Origin of the sequence: Caballeronia calidae (assembly GCF_900044055.2) — a bacterium.
Taxonomy (GTDB): domain Bacteria; phylum Pseudomonadota; class Gammaproteobacteria; order Burkholderiales; family Burkholderiaceae; genus Caballeronia; species Caballeronia calidae.
The window spans coordinates 21,296-42,303 of sequence record NZ_FCOX02000059.1 but is presented as its reverse complement, the minus strand read 5'-3'; the positions used below and the strand labels follow the sequence as shown (position 1 = coordinate 42,303).

Here is a 21,008-nt window from a genome sequence, read left to right as displayed (position 1 = left end):
TAGGATGGGGATAGCTGTTTCTTTGGTTACTTTCTTTGCAGCAGCAAAGAAAGTGACTGCCGCCCCGCACAGGGGCAACGCAAATAAACCGACGCGAAATTAGGTTTCCCGACGTGCGTGGCCCGATACAGTTAGATGACAGCGCAAGCAAGGAAGCACAAGCAGACCCGATTGACCGGTCGGCCGCGAAGCGGGCCGGAGCCATACGCGCCTTACCAGTCAGTTGAGTGGCGCGATGTGACAGACCGTGCGCGATCCAAGCCCGGTGAGGCCTACGAGGGCACTCGCTACTGCCGGACCACGAGAGTTCTTCTGTGCCGGGGCCGGCCTGAAGTGCTTAGGCTGGGGATAGCTGTTTCTTTGGTTACTTTCTTTGCAGCAGCAAAGAAAGTGACTGCCGCCCCGCATAGGGGCAACGCAAATAAACCGACGCGACTACAGGAAGTCCATAGAAGCGCCCGAAAAACAAAAAACGCACCCGAAAGCAAAAAAACATTCAATCCATAGCCGCATGCGCAACCGACTCATCGGAAGAAGCGCTTTTCGCCGGGCGAATCAAGACCAACAATGGCACCACGAGCAACGTCGCGACAAACATCAACTTGAAGTCATTGAGATAAGCGATCATGGAAGCCTGCTGCGTAATGGTCTGATTGAGCACGGCCATGTCCTGCACAGACCCCCCCGACACCATCGCCTGCACCGCAGGATTGAAAGGCGTCACCTGCGCCGCCAGGTCCGCATGCGCGACTTGCGTGTTCCGCGTCATCAGCGTCTGCACGATCGAAATCCCGATACTGCTGCCGATATTGCGCATGAGGCTATACGTAGCCGTCCCATCGGCGCGCAATTCGGGCGTGAGCGTCGAAAACGTCAGCGCCGACAGCGGCACGAACACGAGGCCCAGCCCGAAGCCCTGAATCACCCCCGGCCACACGATATCCGATGCCGACAGCACGATCGTGTAATGCATCATCTGCCAGAGCGCGAATGCGGAAATCAGAAAGCCCGAAAGCAGCAGCAAACGCGCATCGACATGTTTCAGAAGCCGCCCCGCGACGAGCATCGCGACCATCGTGCCCGCGCCGCTCGGCGCCGTGACGAGGCCCGTCGTCGCGACCGGATAGTTCATCAGGTTTTGCAGCATCGGCGGCAATAGCGCGCGCGTCGCGTACATCACCGCGCCGATCACGAAGATGAAGCACGTGCCCGTCGCGAAGTTGCGATCCTTCAACAACTCGTACTTGAAGAACGAGCGCGCGCCGGCCGTCGCCGTATGCGCGATGAAGAAGATGAAGCTCAGCGCCGCGAGCACCGCCTCGATGCGAATCTCGATCGACCCGAACCAGTCGAGCTGCTCGCCGCGATCCAGCATCGCCTGGAACGCGCCGATGGCAAGGCCGAGCGTCGCGAAGCCGAAGGCGTCGAACTTCACCGCGCGTCGCGCGACCTGCGTCGGCAGGAAACTCATCACGCCAAAGAGCGCGAACGCGCCGATCGGCACGTTGATGAAAAACACCCAGCGCCAGTTGTAGCTGTCGGTGAGCCAGCCGCCGAGCGTCGGACCGAGAATCGGCCCGACCATCACGCCCATGCCCCACACCGCCATCGCCTGGCCTTGTTTCTCGCGCGGATTGATGTCGAGCAGGATCGATTGCGACAGCGGCACCAGCGACGCCCCGAATATGCCCTGCAACAAGCGCGACGCGACGATCTGTGTGAGCGTCTCCGACAGCCCGCAAAACGCCGACGCCACCGTGAAGCCCGCGATCGAAATGCACAGCAGCTTTTTCACGCTCAGCCGATCCGAAAGCCAGCCGGTGAGCGGCGTCGCGATCGCCGCCGCGACGATGTACGAAGTGAGCACCCACGTGATCTCATCCTGCGACGCCGACAGGCTGCCCTGCATATGCGGCAGCGCCACATTGGCGATGGTGCTGTCGAGCGTCTGAATCAGCGTCGCGAGCATGATCGAGACGGTCAGCATGCCGCGATTGAGGGGCGCCGCGGCGCGTTCCGTGGAGACTTCGGAGGACATGGGATACGGCCGTCTGGCGGCGGTTTTAATAAGTACAGTGATGATAAGCAGGCTTATTATACAGCGCAATGCGGACGATTACGGGTCCGCGCACATACACGCACCGAAAGCTCTTCCATATAATCGCGCGATGGAAACCCAACTCGACAAACGCTTCGGCTTCCTGGTCGCGGACGTGGACCGCCTGTGCGGCAACCGGTTCGATGAACTCGCGAAGTCATCGCTCAATCTCACGCGCGCGCAGTGCCGCGTGCTCGCGTATCTCTCGCATTACGGCGAAGTGAATCAGGCGCGGCTCGCCGGGCTGCTCGAAGTCGCGCCGATTTCCGCCGGGCGCCTGCTCGACCGCATGGAGGAGGGCGGCTGGATCGAGCGCCGTCTGAATCCCGACGATCGCCGCGAGCGTCAGGTCCGCATGACCGCGAAGGCCGAGAAGGCGCTCGACCGCGCGCGCCGCGTCGGCGACGAAATCACGTCGGAGGCGCTCGCGGGCTTCAGCCGCCAGGAAAGCGAGCAGCTGATCGCGCTCCTGCAGCGCGTGCGCGGCAATCTGAGCCGTATCGTCGATCGCTGAGGGTTCGGCGAGCCGTGCCAACGTGCCGCCGCATGGATCGCTTATTGCTGACGCGGTCCTCGCAACTGCCGTTGCAGAACGTCGCCATCCATCCGGAGAAGATCGATCATGAACAAACGCACCGCACCGCCGGCCGTCATCGCCATGACCGCGCTGTGTCTGTCGGCGTTCGTCGTCGTGCCCGTCGCACAGGCGCAGGACACGGCGGCGTCCACGCCGAAGCAGGTCAAGAAAGCCGAGCGTAAGGCGGCGCGCGAGAAGAAGAATGCGGAGCTGAAGGAGCTGGAGAAGAACGGCTATAACCCGGCCGGCGAGCAGACCGACTATCCGCAGAATCTGCAGAACGCGCAGTCGAAGATCAATGCGCAGAAGGCCGGCAAGCCCGCGCCGGCGTCGACGCCGTGATATCGACACCGCCGCAGCCGACATGCGCGCCGGATCCGACGTGCTTCCGGCCTATGAAAAAACCGGCGTTTACAGCGCGCGCCGGCCAATTCCCGGCTTTACGAGGGCGGCCAGAGACCCTTCACGACGGGACTATTCGACGAACGCGTCCGGTTACTTCGTCCTTCACGCCGCGTCGGCGAGCGGCACGTCGCGGCGCGACGGCGCGCGTCGCGTCATCGAATGTGCAAGGCGCGCGCCGGGCACGTTGTCGATGCCGAACGCGGGCCGCGCGAGAAAGAAGCCTTGTGCGAGGACATGCGGCCATTGCGCAATCCACTGCGCCTGCGCGGCCGTCTCGACACCTTCGACGACGATCGCCACCTTCAGCCGCGTGAGGAGCGTCAGCACCGATGAGAACACCAGGCACGCATTCGGGCAGCGCGGTGCCCTGGAAAGCAGCTCCTTCGCGATCTTCACCGTCCTGAAGTCGATCGGCCCGAGCGCGGCGAGACACGAGTAGCCGGTACCGAAATCGTCCATCGCGACGCTCACGCCCTTGTTCTTCAGACGCCGCACCACCTTCGGCATGGACGGCATGCGCGTGAGATCCTCGCTCTCCAGCAATTCGAGCTCGATGCAATCCGGCGTGACGCCGCGCGCACGGCAGATCTTCTCCATGCGTTCGGCGAAGTCGGGCAGCGCCGCAACCGATGGCGGCACGTTCACGGCCACGGAATAGTGCGCGCCGCCGCGTGCGCGCCAGGCGTCGATTTCCGACGCAACGGCATCCAGCACGAACCACGTGAGTTCGCCCATGATGTCGGCGTCACCGAACGCCTCGCTGAATGCGCCTGGCAGCAATACGCCGTGCTCCGGATGACGCCAGCGGATAAGCGCCTCCATTTGGGCGAGCTCGCCACTGTCGACTCGGTAGATTCCCTGATAGGCGATGCAGAATTCTCCGGCCTTGAGGCCTGCGAGCACGCGATGCCTGAATGCATGATCTGAGTTCGGCGCGGCTTTCGGTGCAGATGAGCCGTTAGTCGTTCCTTTCATGCTCTCGCCATCCCCTCCCTGTTGGTCGTGGATGCGGTTGCACGAGTCGTGCCAGATCCGCTGTCCCCGTGCCTCTCGATGCGCGCTGCGTCGGCCGATGCGGCCCGATAGCGTTTGCACGCGGTTTCCGGCTATCACGATCGTGCGACAGCGCGCTACATCGCGGTCAGGGTTACATAACGAATCCGCAATGTGTTACGGGATTTGTGGGGTGGCGCACATAAAGCGATATCGCACGGCGTTGCGCCGACAGGCCGCTTTGCAGTTTTGTACAGACGAACTCTGGAATATTTGTAATCCCGACTACTGTCGAGCGAGCGCAAGGTGCGATAACAAGTACTGCTGAGGCGTCTTTTGAATGTATGCGCCGCGCTCGCGACAGCCGTCAGACCGCCGCCGTCTCCGCCACGGGCCGCATGCGTTCGAGCGCGCTGCCGTCCTCGCGGAACAGATGCACGTGACGAATGCTGAAGCCCGCGTTGAGGCGCTGCCCCTCGACCGCAGTCGATTCCCCCGACCCTTTCACCTGAATCACGAGTTCATTCGGCAGACGCACATGCAGCAGCGTTTCACCGCCGAGATGCTCGATCACCATGACTTCGCCGGTGAGACCGCTGTCGATATCGCCGCCGCCTGCTTCGATCAAATGCTCGGGCCGAATGCCGAGCGTGAGCGTCTCGCCCGCTTTCACCGACGAAGCGGCGAACGGCAGCGTGAGCGGCACGCCGCCGGGCAGTTCGATCGTGACGCCCGCGGCATCGACGCGCATCACGCGCACATCCATGAAGTTCATTTTCGGCGAGCCGATGAAGCCGGCGACGAAGCGATTGTGCGGCGTGCGATACAGCTCGAGCGGCGAACCGATCTGCTCGACGCGCCCGTGATTCAGCACGACGATGCGATCGGCCATGGTCATGGCTTCGGTCTGGTCGTGCGTGACGTAGATCATCGTCGCGTTGAGCTGCTTGTGCAGCTTGATGAGCTCGAGGCGCATCTGCACACGCAAGGCGGCATCGAGATTGGAGAGCGGTTCGTCGAAGAGAAAGACTCTCGGCTCGCGCACGATCGAACGGCCGATTGCCACCCGCTGACGCTGCCCGCCCGACAGCGCACGCGGTCGCCGCTCGAGCAACTGGCCGATCTGCAGGATTTCCGCCGCGCGATGCACGCGCTCCTTGATCTGCGCTTCGGGCAACTTGAGCATGCGCAGCCCGAACGCGATGTTTTCGTACACCGACATGTGCGGATACAGCGCATACGACTGAAACACCATCGCGACGCCGCGCTGCGATGGCTCCAGCTCGGTGACGTCCTCGCCGCCAATCAGCACTTGCCCTGAGTCGCTGCGTTCGAGGCCGGCAATGGTGCGCAGCAAGGTGGATTTTCCGCAACCCGAAGGACCGACGAAGACCATGAACTCGCGATCGGTCACTTCGATGTCGACGCCCTTCAGCACGTCGACGCCCGCAAAGGCCTTGCGAATCTGCTGCAGATGAACTGCGCTCATACGTTGTCTCCAGTTCGCTGCTGCGGCAGCGCAGCATCGGATGCATCGTCGATTTTTGTTCTTGACAACCTGTTCGCGCCAAAATATACAATTGTAAAACCGAAATTACAAGTGAAACGACGCGCATGTTTCGAAGCGCGCGAGCGCTGCAAAAGCAGGAAGGAAGCAGGAAAGAACCGAATCCGTCAGCCGTACCCGCTCGAAGAAAACCAAGGAGACAGGCATGAAGAAGCGCTTCATCCCGGCCATGCAGCCCGGCCCGATCAAACACGCCGCGGCAATCGCGCTATTGGCGGCGAGCGCGGCGTTCGCCGCATCGAATGCGCAGGCCTGGACCTTGAAGGAAGCGGCGCAGCCCTACTCGGGCACCACGATCAAGGCCATTTTTCTCGATCGTCCCGGCTACAAGGCCGCGCAACAACTGATCCCGCAGTTCGAGAAAGAGACCGGCATCAAGGTTCGTTGGGAAGTGATTCCCTACGAGAACACGCGCGAGAAGGAAGTGCTCAATTTCGTCGGCGGCGGCGATCAGGACATTGTGCTCGTCGATGTCGTGTGGATCGGCGAGTTCGCGAGCAACAAGTGGCTCGTGCCCATCAAGAAGTTCACCGACGATCCCAAGCTCGCGGACCCGAACCTCAACCTCAAGGGCTTCTTCCCGATTCTCCTCGATTCGTTCGGCACGTGGGACAAGGTCACGTATGGCCTGCCGTTCGATAACTATTCGGGCCTCATGTTCTACAACAAGTGCATGTTGAAGGACGCGGGCTTCGACGAGCCGCCGAAGACCTGGGACGATCTTCTCAACACCTACGCGCCGAAGCTCACGAAGGGCGACAAGTTCGCGTTCGCGCTGCAATCGCGGCGCGGCGAGACGCAATCGGCGGACAGCTTCATGCGCGTGTTGTGGCCCAACGGCGGCTCGTTGCTGGATGCGAAGTTCAAGTCCAACCTGATGTCGCCGCAATCGCAGGCGGGCCTGGACTATCGGCAGAAGCTGATGAAGTTCATGCCGCCGGGCATCGTCGACTTCGATCACGCCGAAGCGGTGAATGCGCTCGCGCAAGGGCAGGTGGCGATGATCACCGAATGGTCCGCCTTCTATCCGACACTGACCGATCCGAGCAAGTCGAAGCTCGGCAACTGTCTCGCGATCACGACCGAGCCGAAGGGCCCGGCGGGTCTGAAGCCCGCGCTCGGCGGCTTCTCGCTCGCGGTGAACGCGAAGTCGAACGCGAAGAAGCAGGCTGCTTCGTGGCTCTTCATTCAATGGATCACGTCCGAGGCAATGGCCAAGCCTTACCTCGAAGCGGGCGGCGTGCCGGCGCGCACGGCGGTGTATCAGGACAAGGCCGTGCAGGACAAGTATCCGTTCGTGAAGCCGATGGTCGAATCGTGGCAGGGCGGCGTGCCGGATTATCGTCCGCGCTTCCCGGAATGGCCGGCGGTGTCGGAAGTCATCGGCGAATGGGGCAGCAAGATGATGCTCGGCCAGGTGACGGTGAAGGAGGGCGCGCAGACCATCGGTCAGAAGACCGAGGACATCCTGAAGAAGGCGGGCTATTACGACGGCAAGAAGCCTTTGCTGAAGTAAATCGCATCAAGAAAGTTACCAGGAACCGGAGGCGATCGAATGGCATCATCCGCAATGCACGCGAGAGGACCGCGCAAGCCCACGCGCTATTTCGGCATCCTGCCGCGTTCGCCCGCCTTCTGGTTCCTGATTCCCGCGATAGCCGCGCTTGCGATCATCGGCATCTATCCGCTGCTGCTCGCGCTCTATAACTCGTTCCATCAGTACAAGCTCGCGGATCTCGGCTCGGGCACGCCGTTCATCGGCGTAGACAACTACGTCGCGACGCTGACCGATCCGACCTTCTGGGAAGCGCTCGGCCGCACCGCGTTGTTCCTGTGTCTCACGTTGCCGATCGAGATCGCGCTGGGTCTTTTCGCGGCGCTCCTGCTTCATCGCATGGAATTGCCGTGGTTGCGCGCGGCGGCGCGCGTGAGCCTCGTGATTCCGATGGCGACGACCTACGCGGTCGTCGGCCTGATCGGACGGCTGATCTTCAATCGCCAGTTCGGCGTGGCGAACTATCTGACGGGTCTAATCGGCATTCCGCCGCAGGACTGGCTCGCGGACCCGACGCTCGCGTTCGTCTCCGTGATGATCATGGATATCTGGCAATGGACGCCGTTCTGCGCGCTGATCCTGCTGGCCGGACTGTCGATGGTGCCGAAAGAAGCAGAAGAAGCCGCGCGCCTCGAAACGCCGAAGTGGAGCATGATCCTCTGGCATTTGCAGCGGCCTTATCTGCTGCCGGGTCTCACGGCCATTCTCATTCTGCGTTCCGCCGACATGCTCAAGATGTTCGACGCCGTCTTCACGATGACGCGCGGCGGCCCCGGCGCGGCGACGGAGTTCATCAGCGTCTATATCCAGCGCGTGGGCTTTCGTCTCTTCGATCAGGGCATGGCGTCCGCGCAGGCGATCATCCTGCTCATTCTGACGATCGTGCTGTCGCGTCTTTATATCCGTTTCGTGTATCGGGAGGCCGCGTGAGTTCACCGACTTTGCAGGCTGCCAATGGCGGCGTGACGCAACGAGCCAAACGCGCGCGCGCCGCGCGAAAGCGCGCCACGGTATGGCATTTTCTGGGCCTCGTCGTCGTGTTCATGTCCTCGGTGTTTCCGTTCTACTGGATGGTCACGACGAGCCTGAAAAGCCAGGCCGATGCGCTCGCTTATCCGCCGAAGTGGCTCTTCTCGCCGACGTTCCATCACTACTCGGCGGCGCTCTTCGAGCATGACGTGGCGGGCAGCCTGCTCAACTCGCTCATCATCGCGAGCAGCACGACGGTGCTCGCGATCCTGCTCGGCACGCCCGCAGCCTATGCGCTCGCGCGCTATGAATTCCGCGGCAAGGAAGACCTGTGGTTCTGGTTCATCTCGAACCGCATGGTGAGTCCTGTCGTGCTCGCGGTGCCGTTCTTCCTGATCGCGACGAAGCTCGATCTCGTCGATACGCATATCGTGCTGATTCTGCTCTATCTGACGTTCTCGCTGCCCATCGTCGTGTGGATCTGCACGGACCAGTTCCGCAATATTCCCGTGGAGCTCGACGAAGCCGCGCGGCTCGATGGCGCATCGCCGTGGCGCGTGTTCTGGCGCATCAACCTGCCGCTCGCGATGCCGGGCATCGTCGTCTCCGCGATCTTCGCGTTCATCTTCTCGTGGAACGATCTGCTCTATGCGCTCGTGCTGACGCGCAGCGACGCGATCACATCGCCGGTCGCCGCCACGAGTTACATGAGCGGTTATGAATTGCCGTGGGGCGAAATCATGGCGACAGGCACGCTGATCGTCCTGCCGATGGTGGTGTTCGCGTTGCTCGTGTCCGGCCGACTGGTGCAAGGCCTGACGATGGGCGCGGTGAAATAAAATCGCGGCGCCTTTCATTGAACACTGGGAAAACATGAGCAAGAGCGCACCGCCCGTCGCGATCGTCGAAGCGGACGATTCCATCGATTCTGAAGAAGAGCTGCAGGCGCGCGTCGCGTGGCATTACTACGTCGGCAATCTGACGCAGCAGGAGATCGCGCAGCGTATCGGCAGCAATCGCGTGCGCGTGAATCGTCTGCTTGCCGCGAGCCGTGAGTCCGGCCTCGTGCAGATCACGATCAACAGCAAGATCGCGCCGTGCGTCGCGCTGGAAGAGGCGCTCGCGAAGCGCTTCGGGCTGGAATGCGCGGTCGTCGTGCCGAGCGGCGCGAACAACGAGGCGAACAACGCGGCGCTCGGCATCGGTGCGGCGACGTACTTCGCGAAGCAGATCGTCACGGGGCAGACCATCGGCCTCGGCTGGGGCCGCACGATTCGCGCCGTGCTGCGCGCGATGCCGCAGCGCACCTACGGACCGGTGTCGGCGGTTTCGTTGCAAGGCGGCCTGTCGCATTGCCCGAGCATCAACACGTTCGACATCGTGTCGGACTTCGCGAACATCTGCCGGGCCGATGGCTATCTCTTCGCCGCGCCGATCTATGTCAGCAGCCAGAAGGCGCGCGACGTCATCCTCCAGGAAGAGACCGTGCGCGAGACGTATGAGCTCGCGCGCAATGCCGATCTCGCGTTGCTGACATGCGGCGATCTGACGGAATCGCTCGTGGTGACATACGGCATTGACAATCCCGAGCAGTTGCGCACGCTCGAAAAGGCGGGCGCGGTCGGCGACATGCTCGGTCATTTCATGGATGAATATGGCGAGCTGATCGATCATCCGCTGAATCGCCGCACCGTCGCGATCACGCTCGACGACCTGCGCAAGATCAGGCGCGTGATTCTCGTGAGCGGCGGCAAGAAGAAGTTTCATGTGACGCGCGCGGCGTTGCGCGGGCGTTATCCGTCGGTGCTCGTGACGGATGAAGACACCGCGCGACGTCTCTGCGACGAACCCTGAAGACGACACCATGACGACCATCGACAGAAACCGCGAGTTCGCGGGCAAGACCGTGCTCGTCACGGGCGCGGGCAAGGGCATCGGTCATGCGACGGTTCAACTGCTGATCGAGCGCGGCGCGCGCGTCATCGCATTGAGCCGCAGCGCCGCCGACCTCGACGCGCTGAAGAACGAGACGGGTTGCGAAACCATCGCCGTCGATCTCGCGGATGCGAACGCCGCGCGCGATGCGGCGCGCGCCGTGCAGCCCGTCGATCTGCTCGTGAACAACGCGGGCATCGCCGTGCTGGAGCCATTTCTCGAAACGACTGTCGAATCCTTCGACCTGACGATGAACGTCAACCTGCGCGCCGCGATGATCGTCGCGCAAGAGTGCGCGAAAAGCATGATCGCGCGCGGCGTGGGCGGGCCGATCGTCAATGTGTCGAGCTTGTCGGCGAATGTGGGCTTCGCGCTGCATGCGGCGTATTGCGCATCGAAGGGTGGGCTCGACGCGATGACGCGCGTAATGGCCAACGAGCTCGGGCCGCACGGCATTCGCGTGAACGCCGTGCTCCCGACCGTCACCATGACGCCGATGGGCGAACGAGCCTGGAGCGATCCCGCCAAATCCGCGCCGATGCTCGCGCGCATTCCGATGAATCGCTTCGTGCAGCCGGTGGAAGTGGCGCGCACGATCGCTTATTTGCTCAGCGACGATTCGAGCATGGTGAGCGGCGTCAGCCTGCTGGTCGATGGTGGATTCCAGTCCTGCTGATCCCGCCTATTTCTCTATCAAAGGAACGACGATGGAAGCACTGGTTCTCGAAGAAGCGAAGCGCATCAGCTTGCGCCCGTTCAGCCTGCCGCAGGTCGTGGGCCCGCGCGATGTGCGCATCAAGATTCATACGGTCGGCATTTGCGGCAGCGACATTCACTACTATCAGCACGGCCGCATCGGGCCGTTCGTCGTCAATGAACCGATGGTGCTGGGGCATGAAGCATCGGGCACGGTCGTCGAGGTGGGCGAGGAAGTGAAGCATCTGAAGGCGGGCGATCGCGTGTGCATGGAGCCGGGCGTGCCGGACATGGAATCGCGCGCATCGCGTGAAGGCTTATACAACCTCGATCCGAAAGTGCGCTTCTGGGCGACGCCGCCGGTGCACGGCTGTCTCGCGCCGTATGTCGTGCATCCGGCCGCGTTCACGTACAAGCTGCCGGACAACGTGAGCTTCGCGGAAGGCGCGATCGTCGAGCCGCTCTCGATCGGTCTGCAGGCCGCGAAGAAGGCCGCGATCAAGCCGGGCGATGTCGCGGTCGTTCTGGGCGCGGGCACCATCGGCATGATGTGCGCGCTGGCCGCGCTCGCGGGCGGATGCAGCCGCGCGATCGTCTGCGATCTCGTGCAGGAGAAGCTGGAACTGATCGGCAGCGTGCAGGGCGTGACCACGGTGAATATCCGCGACAGGCGCCCGCTCGATGTCATCAACGAGCTGACCGATGGCTGGGGCGCGAACATCGTGTTCGAAGCGAGCGGCAACGAGAAGGCGTTCGAAGGCATCGTCGATCTGCTGTGCCCGGGCGGCTGTATCGTGCTCGTCGGCATGCCGCAGCGCGCGATTCCGCTCGATGTGGTCGCGGTGCAGATCAAGGAAGCGCGCATCGAATCGGTGTTCCGTTACGCGAATATCTTTCCGCGCGCCATTCAGTTGATCGCATCGGGCAAGCTCGATGTGAAGCCGTTCATCTCGCGCACGTTCCCGTTCGCGGAAGGCATCAAGGCCTTCGAGGAAGCGGCGAGCGGCGTGCCTACCGACGTGAAGGTGCAGATCGTACTGGAAGAGTAAGCGACACACATAACCAGAGGGAGACACGTCATGGCCGATTCCGAAATGACGGCGATCGTATGCCGCGCGCCGAAAGATTATCGTGTGGAGCGCGTGCAGCGTCCGCGCCCCGGAAGAAATGAACTCGTGATTCGCATCGCCGCGTGCGGCATCTGCGCGAGCGATTGCAAATGCTGGTCGGGCGCGAAGATGTTCTGGGGCGGACCGAATCCGTGGGTGAAAGCGCCGGTGATTCCGGGCCATGAATTCTTCGGATATGTCGAAGAACTGGGCGAGGGCGCAGAAGAACATTTCGGCGTGAAGAAAGGCGATCGCGTGATCGCTGAGCAGATCGTGCCGTGCGCGAAGTGCCGCTATTGCAAGTCGGGCGAGTACTGGATGTGCGAAGTCCATAACATTTTCGGCTTTCAGCGCGAAGTCGCCGATGGCGGCATGGCCGAATACATGCGTTTTCCGCCGACAGCGATCGTCCATAAGATTCCCGACGGCATTTCACTCGAAGATGCGGCGATCATCGAACCTTTGGCTTGCGCCATTCATACCGTGAATCGCGGCGATATTCAGTTGAGCGATGTCGTCGTGATCGCGGGCGCGGGGCCGCTCGGGCTGATGATGGCGCAGGTCGCGCATCTGAAGACGCCGAAGAAGCTCGTCGTGATCGACCTCGTCGAAGAGCGTCTCGCATTGGCGCGCGAATACGGCGCCGACATCACGATCAACCCGAAGACCGACGACGCACTGGAAACGATTCGCTCCATCACGGACCGCTATGGCTGCGACGTGTATATCGAAACGACCGGCGTGCCGGCGGGCGTGTCGCAAGGGCTCGAACTGATCCGCAAGCTCGGGCGTTTCGTCGAGTTCTCGGTGTTCGGCGCCGATACGACGGTCGACTGGTCGATCATCGGCGATCGGAAGGAGCTCGACGTTCGCGGCGCGCATCTCGGACCGTATTGCTACCCGATCGCGATCGATCTGCTCGCGCGCGGCCTCGTCACGTCGAAGGGCATCGTCACGCATGGCTTCTCGCTCGACGAATGGGACGAAGCCATCAAGATCGCGAATTCGCTCGACTCGATCAAGGTCCTGCTCAAGCCGAAATGATTGCGTCTGCAATGATCGATAACGAGGCCGCGATGAGGTAATAAATTCCCCGTTGCTCGGTCCGTTATTGCGCGCGGTGCGAAAATGGACACATAAACTATTGATTTTTATGACAGAATACACCGCAGATGCGTGGAGTCATGCAGTTATCGAGTAATTATTGCGCATCCCTTTGGATCGACGTTCTCTCGTTTTCAGGAGTGTTTTGTTATGGGTAGTCTGAGCATTAGTCATTGGCTCATCGTTCTGGGCATTGTTGCGCTTATCTTCGGTACCAAGAAGCTGCGTAGCGCCGGTTCCGATCTGGGCGGTGCCGTCAAGGCGTTCAAGGAAGGCGTGGGCGGCGATGCGTCGAAGTCGGCTGGCAACGCAGGCGCGACCCCGGCGACCATCGAGGTCCAGGCGAAGGACGTGACCGCGCGATAAGGACGGTCGAAAATCCCCATACTCGTGGCAGGACATTGCCAGGCAAGAAGCCGCCTGCCACGACGTACCACTGCTGATCCGACGCGATCACGCTTCGGCCCGCCGAGGCCAAAAATCCCCTTCTCGCAGAAAGCCGCACGGCCGTAGCCTCCGTCGTCGCTTTTCTTTCCGACGCAATTTCTTCCGACAAAATCCTCATGCCCGCGACGGGAAAACCCCTAGCACGCCAGCGCCTTATTCCCTTTGACAGTCTTTCGAGTCGAAACTAAACTCATTCGAAACGAAAGAGGAAAGGCAAGCACATGCTCGCAAGCAAAAGTTCGCTGAAGCGCAGGTTGCAGATCGTTGAACTCGTCCGGAAGCGTGGTGAGGTGTCGGTCGAGGAGTTGAGCCAGGTTTTCGATGTCTCGAGCGTCACTGTCCGTACTGATCTGACGTATCTCGAGCAACAGCGTTACCTTGTCCGCTCGTTTGGAAAGGCGCGCTATCTCGCGCAGAAGGCGGGAGAGAACATCCTTGTGCCGGTGGCGGACGAGGCCACGCGAAAGGCATTGGAACTGGCGATTGCGCGGTTCGCGGCAGAAGCGGTAGACGACCACCAATCGTTGATGTTCGGCACCGGCGCGATCGTTCACAAGATTCTTCCGTTTCTTGCGGACCGGTCGAATCTCGCGCTGATGGTTCACGACATCGAGATGGCTCGCACTGCGCAGCGCTTTCTTCACTGCGAGCTTTCGCTGACGGGAGGGCAACTGGAAACCGGCGAGACGATCCTGACCGGCCCTGATGCGGAGGCTTTGGTGAGCAGGCGGTCGATAGACCTTTGCATCCTGGAGGCCAATGGGCTCGACCGTGACGGCCAGTTGTTACGCACGGACCCGGAGGTGGCGCGATTGTTCGACGTCGCGCGAAAGGTTGCGAAGCGCACGATCGTGGTGGCCTGCCAGCCGCAGCTCGATGAGCGCGATGGTGAAGCCTTCGCGAATCTCGCGGACATCGACGCGCTCTTGCTGGATGACGGAATCGACCCGCCGACGATGGAATTGATGCCTCAGAGAAATTTGATGCTTGATAGACGGGAAAGCGGCGTTCTCGAGTTTCGCAAGGAAGTGAGCTAAGTCGATCTCGAGATATCGTTGAACGCGACAGGGGCGAGCGTCCGGCTTGTCCTGATGAGTCAGTCCGTAAGTACAACCAATCGAATTGCATATCATGGCTATCACTGAACTGCACAAATCCGGAAAGTCCGGCTATATCCTGGCGATGGGTGAAATCCTCGTCGAAATCATGGCCACGGAGCGCGGACAGTCGTTCCGCCGACCGGGCACGCTCGTCGGGCCGTATGCGAGCGGCGCCCCGGCCATTTTCATCGACCAGGTCGCAAAAGCGGGCAGCCCTTGCGCGATGATCGGCTGCGTCGGCGACGACGATTTCGGCGCGCTCAACGTCGAGCGCCTGCGAGCGGACGGCGTGGACGTCTCGGGTATCGCGGTCATCAAGTCGGCGACGACCGGGAGCGCTTTCGTCACCTATCGCGACGACGGTGACCGCGACTTCATCTACAACATCGCCAACAGTGCATCGGGCCATCTATCGGTCGGCAACGTCCGGGACGATCTGCTCAAGCGATGCCGTCACTTCCACGTGATGGGCTCGTCGCTCTTCTCCTTCCGCATTATCGAAGCGATGAAGAAGGTCATCGAGACGGTCAAAGGCAGCGGCGGCACCGTCAGTTTCGACCCGAACATTCGCAAGGAGATGCTGCGCATCCCGGAGATGCGCGAAGCACTCGACTTCATTCTCGACTACACCGACGTTTTTCTGCCGAGCGGGCACGAAGTGATGCTGCTGGTAGGCGCCGGCACGGAAGCGGCAGCGATCGAAGAACTGCTGAAGCGTGGCGTCAAGGAAGTCGTCGTGAAGCGTGGAAAGGAGGGTTGCAGCTATTACGACGGCGAGACCACGCTCCACTTGCCGGCGCTTCCCGTCGAAGAAGTCGATCCCACCGGCGCCGGAGACTGCTTCGGCGGGACCTATATCGCCTGCCGTTCGCAAGGCATGGCGCTGGAAAAGGCACTGCGTTACGCGAGCGCGGCCGGTGCACTGGCAGTGAGCCACCGTGGTCCGATGGAGGGCACGGCCACCCTTGAAGAACTCGACGCGTTCATCGCAAGCAAAGCGGAGTAATGGCATGAGCAACGTTGTCTCTCGTCTCACGGGCAATTCCCGAGCCGCACAGAAGCTCAAGGGCATGTACTCGATTTGCTCGGCGCATCCGTGGGTTCTGGCTGCCGCAATGAGCCAGGCGCTCGCCGATGATACGCCGCTGCTCATCGAATCGACGTCGAACCAGGTCGATCAGTTCGGCGGCTACACCGGCATGAAACCGGCGGATTTCGTCCGCTTCGTGCATCTCATTGCCGACCGCGTGGGCTTGCCACGCGAACGCATCGTTCTGGGCGGCGATCATCTCGGGCCGAACGCATGGCGCCAGCTTCCGGCTGAAGAAGCAATGAAGCGCGCCGAGGCGCTTATCGCCGCCTACGTGTCGGCGGGCTTCACGAAGATTCACCTCGATACGAGCATGGCCTGTCAGGGCGATGACGAGCGTTTGCCCGACGACGTCGTGGCCGAGCGAGCGGCGCGACTCTGTGCAGTGGCCGAGGCTGCCGCCGATGATAAAGGCGAGCGCCAGCGGCCTGTCTATATCATCGGCACGGAAGTGCCCGTGCCGGGCGGCGCGGCCGAGGAACTGGAAACGGTCGAGGTTACCCACGACACCGCGGCGCTGGACACCGTAGCAGTGCATCGCGATGCGTGGCGCAAGCGTGGGCTCGATGCTGCGTGGGAGCGCGTGATTGCACTCGTCGTTCAGCCGGGTGTCGAGTTCGATCACACGAAAGTGGTGGACTACAAACCCGAGCTTGCGACGGAACTATCCGGTGTGCTCGGTCGCTTGCCCGGCATGGTGTTCGAAGCGCATTCCACCGATTACCAAAAACCCGAAGCGCTCGCCGCGCTGGTCCGAGACGGTTTCGCCATCTTGAAGGTTGGACCTGGCGTGACGTTTGCGTTGCGCGAGGCGCTCTATGCGCTTGCCGAAATCGAAGACGAACTTCTTGCATCGGACGTCAGGTCGAATCTCCGCGCGGTCGTCGAAAAAGTCATGCTCGAAAAGCCCGGCAACTGGCAGAAGTATTATCGCGGCGACGAACAGCAACAGCGGCTTTTGCGAACCTATAGCTACAGTGACCGTGTCCGGTATTACTGGTCGGATCCGGAAGTCGACGCAGCCGCACAGAAGCTCGTGAGCAACCTCTCGAATCGGAAGATCCCGGAGAACCTGCTGAGCCGATATCTTCCCGAGCAGTATTGGCAACTGCGACGCGGCGAACTCGACGGAACGCCGATGAGCCTGATTCAAGGCAAGGTACGCGACGTTATCGGCGCCTACGCCGCCGCGTGCCGATGATGACGTTGTATTGACGGGCAGGTCGGGTTTTTTACGGATCGTATTCAACCTCATATACGTAGTACGCCTACGCGAATTATCGGGAAATACTTCCCAACAGGAGAAGAATCATGGTGTTGAAAGACAAGATTGCCATTCTGACTGGCGGTGGCACCGGAATTGGCGAGGCGGTGGTTCGTCGATATCTGAGCGAAGGAGCCAAGGTAGTGGTCGCCGACGTCAAAACGAAGTCTGACCTCGAGGCGACCTACGCGAAAGAAGACCTTTCTCGACTGCTCCTTTTGCAGGCGGACGTGACCCGGCGCGACGGCATCGAAGCCATTGTGAAATCGACCGTCGAGCGATTCGGCCGGGTCGATATCCTGTTCAACAATGCAGCGGTCTTCGACATGCGTCCGTTGCTGGATGAGTCGTGGGAAATTTTCGACCGCGTCTTTGCCGTCAACGTCAAAGGGATGTTCTTCCTGATGCAAGAGGTGGCCCGGCAAATGGTCAAGCAGGGCGGCGGCGGAAAAATCATCAACATGGCTTCGCAAGCCGGCCGCCGTGGCGAAGCGCTGGTGTCGCATTACTGCGCGAGCAAGGCAGCGGTCATCAGTTATACGCAGTCGGCGGCGCTCGCGCTGGCTGAGCACCGCATCAACGTCAACGGCATTGCGCCGGGCATCATCGACACGCCGATGTGGAAGGAAGTCGACGCGCTCTTCGCCCGCTACGAAAACCGCCCGCTCGGTGAGAAGAAGCGGCTCGTCGGCGAAGCCGTCCCGCTCGGCCGCATGGGCCGGCCCGACGAACTGACAGGCGCCGCAGTGTTCCTGGCATCCGCTGACGCCGATTACATCACGGCGCAGACCCTCAATGTCGACGGTGGCAACTGGATGAGCTGATTGCAATCGTCATGACAAGCAGCCGCAGCACGTCAGAACTGAAGGTAATAACCATCCGGAGACAGAAATGAACGAAGCATCATCGGCTTGCGCGCCTGTTCGCAAAGCCCTCATCGCCGCAGTAGCGCTGTGTGCGACTCAATTCGCGAGTGCTGCAAATGTCACGATCGCGACGCTCAACAACCCTGACATGCTTGAACTCAAGAAGCTGTCGTCAAACTTCGAGAAGGCGAATCCGGACATCAAGCTCAACTGGGTGATTCTCGAAGAGAACGTACTGCGCCAGCGCGCGACGACCGATATCACGACGAACAGCGGTCAGTTCGACGTGGTGGCGATTGGCACGTACGAGGCGCCGCAGTGGGGCAAGCGCGGCTGGCTCGCGCCGATGACGAATCTTCCCGCCGACTACGACCTCGAAGACGTCGTGAAAACCGCGCGCGATGGTCTATCGTCGAACGGCCAGCTCTGGGCCTTGCCGTTCTATGTGGAAAGCTCGATGACGTTCTATCGCAAGGATCTGTTCGCGGAGAAGGGCCTGAAAATGCCCGATCAGCCGACATACGATCAGGTCAAGGAGTTTGCCGACAAGCTCACCGACAAATCGAAAGGCATCTACGGCATCTGTCTGCGCGGCAAGGCCGGATGGGGCGAGAACATGGCCTACGTGTCCACGGTGGTCAACACCTACGGCGGGCGCTGGTTCGATGAAAACTGGAAGGCACAACTCGACACGCCCGAATGGAACAAGGCCATCACGTTCTATTCGGACCTGCTGAAGAAGAACGGCCCTCCGGGCGCAAGCTCGAACGGCTTCAACGAGAACCTCACGTTGATGTCGTCCGGCAAGTGCGCGATGTGGATCGACGCGACGGTTGCCGCCGGCATGCTCTACAACAAGGCGCAATCTCAGGTCGCTGACAAGATCGGGTTTGCCGCTGCGCCGACGGGCGTTACGCCAAAGGGCTCGCACTGGCTGTGGTCGTGGTCGTTCGCGATTCCGAAGACGTCGAAGTCGCAGGACGCCGCGAAGAAGTTTGCGGAATGGGCGACGTCCAGACAGTACATCGAGCTGGTGGCGAAAGACGAAGGCTGGGCTTCCGTTCCGCCCGGAACCCGCAAGTCGACTTACGCGCGGCCCGAATACAAGCAAGCCGCGCCGTTCGGCGAGTTCGTCCTGAAGGCCATTGAAACCGCCAACCCCAACGATTCGAGCTTGAAGAAGGTTCCGTATTCGGGCGTGCAGTTCGTGGGCATTCCCGAGTTCCAGTCGTTCGGGACAGTCGTGGGCCAGGCTATCGCCGGTGTCGTCGCGGGCCAGACCGATGTCGCGTCCGCGCTGAAAGCAGGAAATGCGGCCGCCGACCGGGCGGTTCGACAAGCCGGCTATCAGAAGTAACCGGTACGTCCAGACAAGCGAGGCGCCGAAACTGGTCCGCGCCTCGCTCGCTTCCGAGGTGACCCATCATGCAGCAAGCTGTCTCTTCCGCTCATCCGCCAGCGGCGCCCGCCAGCGGACTCGATCAGAAAGGCGCGACATCGTCGCGCTGGCTGGTCAGCCCGTCCGTCGGCATCCTTGTCTTGTGGATGGCCATTCCGCTCGCGATGACCATCTGGTTCTCGTTCTCGCGATACAACCTGCTCAATCCCGACGTCAAAGGCTTCGCCGGCTTCGATAACTATGTTTTCCTCGCATCGGACCCATCCTTCGGGCCATCCGTCGGACACACGCTTCAACTGATTGTCTCCGTGCTGGTGATAACAGTTGCCGGCGGCATCCTCATGGCGGTTCTGTTCGACAGAAAGTTCTACGGGCAGGGCGTCGCGCGGCTGCTAGCCATTGCTCCGTTCTTCGTGATGCCCACCGTGAGCGCGCTCATCTGGAAGAACATGATTCTGCATCCGGTGTACGGACTCGTGGCGGGCGCGATGCGCGCGGTCGGTCTCACGCCGATCGACTGGTTCGCCGACTATCCGCTTACGGCCGTCATCATGATCGTATCCTGGCAGTGGCTCCCGTTTGCGTTCCTCATTCTGTTCACCGCCATTCAGTCGTTGGACCAGGAGCAGAAGGAGGCGGCAAAGATCGACGGTGCCGGTCCATTCGCGATGTTCTTCTTCATCACGTTGCCGCATCTGAAGCGAGCCGTTGCCGTCGTCGTGATGATGGAAACGATTTTTCTGCTCTCCATCTTCGCCGAGATTTACACGACGACCGGCGGCGGTCCGGGCACGGCCACGACCAATCTGTCGTATCTCATCTATGCATTGGGTCTGCAGCAGTTCGATGTCGGTCTGGCATCGGCCGGGGGCATTCTCGCGGTATTGCTCGCGAACATCGTGTCGTTCTTCCTCGTCCGGATGCTTGCGAGGAACCTGAAGGGAGAGTACGAAAAATGAGCCATGTCCTCACTACTGCCAATACCTCGAAGCGAACGTCACGCTCTTCTCCGTTTGCCTTTGTCCGGAGAAGCGCGCTGGGCGCAATCGCGTGGCTCATGGCGCTGCTGCTGTTCTTCCCGATCTTCTGGATGACCATCACCGCGTTCAAGACCGAGCAGCAGGCGTACGCTTCATCGCTGTTCTTCATACCGACGCTCGATAGCTTTCGGGAGGTCTTTGCGCGCAGCAACTACTTTGCCTTTGCATGGAACTCGGTGCTGATTTCCGTGGGTGTCACGGTCCTGTGTCTCGTGCTTGCCGTTCCGTGCGCGTATGCGATGGCTTTCTTCCCGACCAAACGCACGCAGAAAGTGCTGCTCTGGATGCTATCCACGAAGATGATGCCGTCCGTCGGCGTGCTGGTGCCGATCTACCTGCTGTGGAAGAACACCGGTCTTCTCGACACGGTGACCGGGCTCGTGATCGTCTACACGCTCATCAATCTTCCGATAGCAGTGTGGATGGCGTTCACGTACTTCGCCGAAGTACCGCGAGACATCCTCGAAGCAGGGCGAATCGACGGCGCATCCACATGGCAGGAGATCGTGTATCTGCTCATGCCGATGTCGCTTCCCGGACTGGCATCCACCGCGCTGCTGCTGGTGATTCTGTCCTGGAACGAAGCGTTCTGGAGCATCAACCTGTCGAGTTCGGCGGCAGCGCCGCTCACCGTGTTCATTGCTTCGTATTCGAGTCCCGAAGGGCTTTTCTGGGCGAAGCTGTCCGCAGCATCCTTGCTCGCCGTCGCGCCTATCCTGATTGTCGGCTGGCTGTCGCAGAAGCAGCTCGTGCGCGGGCTTACCTTCGGCGCGGTGAAGTAGTGAAGGAACGAT

The 21,008-nt window shown here is 61.2% G+C and carries 20 protein-coding genes; 17 read left to right on the top strand and 3 right to left on the bottom strand.

Annotated features, from left to right (window positions below):
- Positions 1-496: 496 nt before the first annotated feature.
- Positions 497-2,038 (bottom strand): DHA2 family efflux MFS transporter permease subunit, encoded by a 1,542-nt coding sequence (locus tag AWB78_RS33470; RefSeq protein WP_062610913.1) that lies wholly within the window; start codon positions 2,036-2,038, stop codon positions 497-499.
- Between the two features lie 130 nt (positions 2,039-2,168).
- On the opposite strand from AWB78_RS33470, the gene AWB78_RS33465 reads away from it, so the two are divergent.
- Together AWB78_RS33465 and AWB78_RS33460 are read left to right on the top strand one after the other, a co-directional pair.
- Entirely contained in the window at positions 2,169-2,612 is a 444-nt protein-coding gene (locus AWB78_RS33465; RefSeq protein WP_062610912.1) for a MarR family winged helix-turn-helix transcriptional regulator, read from the top strand.
- Between the two features lie 108 nt (positions 2,613-2,720).
- Positions 2,721-3,017 (top strand): DUF4148 domain-containing protein, encoded by a 297-nt coding sequence (locus tag AWB78_RS33460; protein WP_062610911.1) that lies wholly within the window; start codon positions 2,721-2,723, stop codon positions 3,015-3,017.
- 165 nt (positions 3,018-3,182) lie between these two features.
- On the opposite strand, the gene AWB78_RS33455 is transcribed toward AWB78_RS33460, so the two are convergent.
- Positions 3,183-4,055 carry an EAL domain-containing protein gene (locus AWB78_RS33455; RefSeq protein WP_062610910.1) on the bottom strand — a complete coding sequence of 291 codons (873 nt, stop codon included), beginning with the start codon at positions 4,053-4,055 and terminating at the stop codon, positions 3,183-3,185.
- 385 nt (positions 4,056-4,440) lie between these two features.
- A complete protein-coding gene (locus AWB78_RS33450; protein WP_062610909.1) occupies positions 4,441-5,562 on the bottom strand; it encodes an ABC transporter ATP-binding protein in 1,122 nt (373 codons plus the stop codon).
- A 223-nt stretch (positions 5,563-5,785) separates the two neighbouring features.
- Here AWB78_RS33450 and AWB78_RS33445 point away from each other — a divergent pair, with 223 nt between their 5' ends.
- From AWB78_RS33445 to AWB78_RS33375, 15 genes are all read left to right on the top strand, one after another.
- On the top strand, positions 5,786-7,156 hold the full coding sequence (locus AWB78_RS33445; protein ID WP_062610908.1) for an ABC transporter substrate-binding protein: 1,371 nt from the start codon (positions 5,786-5,788) through the stop codon (positions 7,154-7,156).
- Positions 7,157-7,195: 39 nt separating this feature from the next.
- Positions 7,196-8,125 (top strand): carbohydrate ABC transporter permease, encoded by a 930-nt coding sequence (locus AWB78_RS33440; protein ID WP_232477978.1) that lies wholly within the window; start codon positions 7,196-7,198, stop codon positions 8,123-8,125.
- Positions 8,122-9,003: a carbohydrate ABC transporter permease gene (locus tag AWB78_RS33435; protein WP_062610906.1), complete on the top strand. Its 882-nt coding sequence runs from the start codon at positions 8,122-8,124 to the stop codon at positions 9,001-9,003. The genes AWB78_RS33440 and AWB78_RS33435 overlap by 4 nt, the downstream gene beginning before the upstream one ends.
- 34 nt (positions 9,004-9,037) lie before the next feature.
- Positions 9,038-10,018 carry a sugar-binding transcriptional regulator gene (locus AWB78_RS33430; protein ID WP_062610905.1) on the top strand — a complete coding sequence of 327 codons (981 nt, stop codon included), beginning with the start codon at positions 9,038-9,040 and terminating at the stop codon, positions 10,016-10,018.
- Between the two features lie 10 nt (positions 10,019-10,028).
- On the top strand, positions 10,029-10,775 hold the full coding sequence (locus AWB78_RS33425) for an SDR family oxidoreductase (RefSeq protein WP_062610904.1): 747 nt from the start codon (positions 10,029-10,031) through the stop codon (positions 10,773-10,775).
- Between the two features lie 31 nt (positions 10,776-10,806).
- Positions 10,807-11,844, top strand: a complete 1,038-nt coding sequence (locus tag AWB78_RS33420; protein WP_062610903.1) for an NAD(P)-dependent alcohol dehydrogenase — start codon at positions 10,807-10,809, stop codon at positions 11,842-11,844.
- A gap of 30 nt (positions 11,845-11,874) precedes the next feature.
- Entirely contained in the window at positions 11,875-12,948 is a 1,074-nt protein-coding gene (locus AWB78_RS33415) for an alcohol dehydrogenase catalytic domain-containing protein (RefSeq protein WP_062610902.1), read from the top strand.
- Between the two features lie 210 nt (positions 12,949-13,158).
- Positions 13,159-13,374, top strand: coding sequence for a Sec-independent protein translocase subunit TatA (tatA, locus tag AWB78_RS33410; protein ID WP_062610901.1), 216 nt, complete (start codon positions 13,159-13,161; stop codon positions 13,372-13,374).
- 302 nt (positions 13,375-13,676) lie between these two features.
- Complete coding sequence (locus tag AWB78_RS33405) at positions 13,677-14,492, top strand: DeoR/GlpR family DNA-binding transcription regulator (protein ID WP_062610900.1); 816 nt, start codon at positions 13,677-13,679, stop codon at positions 14,490-14,492.
- A 94-nt stretch (positions 14,493-14,586) separates the two neighbouring features.
- Entirely contained in the window at positions 14,587-15,561 is a 975-nt protein-coding gene (locus AWB78_RS33400) for a tagatose kinase (protein ID WP_062610899.1), read from the top strand.
- A 4-nt stretch (positions 15,562-15,565) separates the two neighbouring features.
- Positions 15,566-16,846 (top strand): D-tagatose-bisphosphate aldolase, class II, non-catalytic subunit, encoded by a 1,281-nt coding sequence (locus tag AWB78_RS33395; RefSeq protein ID WP_062610898.1) that lies wholly within the window; start codon positions 15,566-15,568, stop codon positions 16,844-16,846.
- Positions 16,847-16,956: 110 nt separating this feature from the next.
- Positions 16,957-17,733, top strand: coding sequence for an L-iditol 2-dehydrogenase (locus tag AWB78_RS33390; protein WP_062610897.1), 777 nt, complete (start codon positions 16,957-16,959; stop codon positions 17,731-17,733).
- A gap of 67 nt (positions 17,734-17,800) precedes the next feature.
- Entirely contained in the window at positions 17,801-19,132 is a 1,332-nt protein-coding gene (locus tag AWB78_RS33385) for an ABC transporter substrate-binding protein (protein WP_074173589.1), read from the top strand.
- Between the two features lie 68 nt (positions 19,133-19,200).
- Positions 19,201-20,133 (top strand): carbohydrate ABC transporter permease, encoded by a 933-nt coding sequence (locus tag AWB78_RS33380; protein ID WP_062610896.1) that lies wholly within the window; start codon positions 19,201-19,203, stop codon positions 20,131-20,133.
- Positions 20,130-20,996, top strand: coding sequence for a carbohydrate ABC transporter permease (locus tag AWB78_RS33375; RefSeq protein ID WP_062610895.1), 867 nt, complete (start codon positions 20,130-20,132; stop codon positions 20,994-20,996). Before AWB78_RS33380 ends, AWB78_RS33375 begins: the two co-directional genes overlap by 4 nt.
- Positions 20,997-21,008 lie beyond the last annotated feature (12 nt).